2 protein-coding genes are annotated in these 1,813 nt (G+C 48.6%); both read left to right on the top strand.

Annotated features, from left to right (window positions below):
* Positions 1 to 539 (top strand): HAMP domain-containing sensor histidine kinase (locus tag ABGY95_RS00750; protein ID WP_347439765.1); only part of this gene is annotated, 539 nt, incomplete at its 5' end.
* A gap of 159 nt (positions 540 to 698) precedes the next feature.
* Positions 699 to 1,550 carry a phosphate ABC transporter substrate-binding protein gene (locus ABGY95_RS00745; protein ID WP_347439764.1) on the top strand — a complete coding sequence of 284 codons (852 nt, stop codon included), beginning with the start codon at positions 699 to 701 and terminating at the stop codon, positions 1,548 to 1,550.
* Positions 1,551 to 1,813 lie beyond the last annotated feature (263 nt).

Below are 1,813 nucleotides of genomic sequence, written 5' to 3'. Positions count from 1 at the left end.
GACTCTCACGGTTAGTCGATGACATGTTAGTCGTCTCAAGGCTAGAGTCAGGAGAAAATACCGCACTCAACCGGGAGCCATTCGACCTCATTGAATGTGCCAACGATGTGATTGAACGACTGGAGCAACTCATAACGAGTTCCGGAGCTAAGCTAAAGTCTGATTTCCCTACGGAACAGATTCTACTGAATGGCGACCGCTTCTATTGGACTCAAGTCATGTTCAACTTGCTTGAAAATGCCGTCAAACAAAACCAGAACCGTGATCTCAAACTTACCTTCAGCATTTCAAAACTCTCTGGCGGCAGACTGCAGATAGTTATCAGTGACAACGGCATTGGTATCCCTTCCTCCCACCTGCCTTTCATTTTCAAACGCTTCTACCGAGTCGACAAGCACCACAGCCAATCCGATATCAAAGGCACTGGCCTTGGCCTCTCAATCGTCAAACGCGCAGTCGAAGCACACGATGGTATTATCGAAGCCACCTCCCAACCTGGTGTAAAAACCAGCTTCACCATCACCGTCCCCAGCGCCTAAAACCTCATTACTGCGTCATCTAAGATCTGAAACTCCCCCCTCTTCAGTATGTGTCGATTTTGTCGCTATAGATAATTTGAGAACCTCGTTGTCAGCCTGTTTAGTCTGAGCGTCTTCAACGAAGAAGGCGAACGTACTTCATACTAAAAAGATAAGACCATGAAAATCAAAGGAATCGTAAGCGTTATCGCAACTGGAACTGCAATCGTCACCACTGCGTTTGCTCAAACAAAGATCACAATCAAAGGCTCCGACACTCTCGGCGCTAAACTTGTTCCCCAGTTGAAAGCCGACTACCTCAAAGCGCACAGCGGACTCGACATCGAAATCCTAGCTCAGGGTTCGTCCCACGCCTTTTCCAACCTCCTCGCTGGAACTGCTGACATCGGAATGTCTTCACGTAAGGTCAAGCAATCTGAAGCTGATAAGTTCAATGCTTCTGGCAAGAAACTCGTCGAGCACGTTGCCGCATGGGACATGATCGCGGTGATCGTCAACGAAAAGAACCCAGTGAAAAAACTCAGCCTCGCACAAATCGAAGGCATCTTCACTGGCTCCATCATTGACTGGTCAGAAGTCGGCGGCAAAGCTGGCAAGATCTCGATCTACACCCGTAACACATCATCTGGCACCTATAAAAGCTTCGCACAGCTCGCAATGTCTAAAAAAGACTACGCATCCAACAGCCAGAAGATGGAAGGTAACCAGCCAATCTGCACTGAAGTTTCCAAGAATGTCAACGGCATCGGTTACGTCGGACTCGCCTACGCTAAAGGCAGTGACTACAAGACTGTCAAAGTCGACGGAGTCTCAGCGAAGCCATCAAAAGTATCCGAGTACCCACTCGCACGTAAGCTTTACTACTACACAGTAGGCGAGCCATCATCGGAAGTCGCAGCATTCCTCAAGTACGCCACATCATCAGAGGCAGCTAACGCTATTGTTGAACAAACCGGATTCGTGCCAACTCCAGTTGCCAACGCATCCATCAAATCCAGCGCAGCAAAGTAAGCTCTGAGCACGCCCACATATCGGGGGAGGCGAATTATCTATAACACCGGCCGCCAGAGTTCACCCTCTCTCGGCCATTTTTGTCTCTCAAATTATAACGACCACGTGACCTATTTGAACCTTCGGCCTTAAGACTATAGACCATGCCCAGTGTCGAAGGTCTGAAAGTCGTTCTAGCAAAGTCTGGTGACTTTGGAATGCGGGAATGTGTCGCAACTGACACATTAGATTTCTTCTATCCTTCCCCCCCTCACTCTATCAGT

The organism is Rubritalea sp., from assembly GCF_039830215.1.
Taxonomy (GTDB): Bacteria; Verrucomicrobiota; Verrucomicrobiia; order Verrucomicrobiales; family Akkermansiaceae; genus Rubritalea.
Note: the sequence above shows the minus strand (reverse complement) of the source record. Positions and strands in the feature narration are given on the sequence as shown.

Excerpts from the sequence above, each read along its gene's own strand:
- ABGY95_RS00745 (WP_347439764.1), top strand. The coding sequence starts at position 699 with ATGAAAATCAAAGGAATCGTAAGCGTTATCGCAACTGGAACTGCAATC.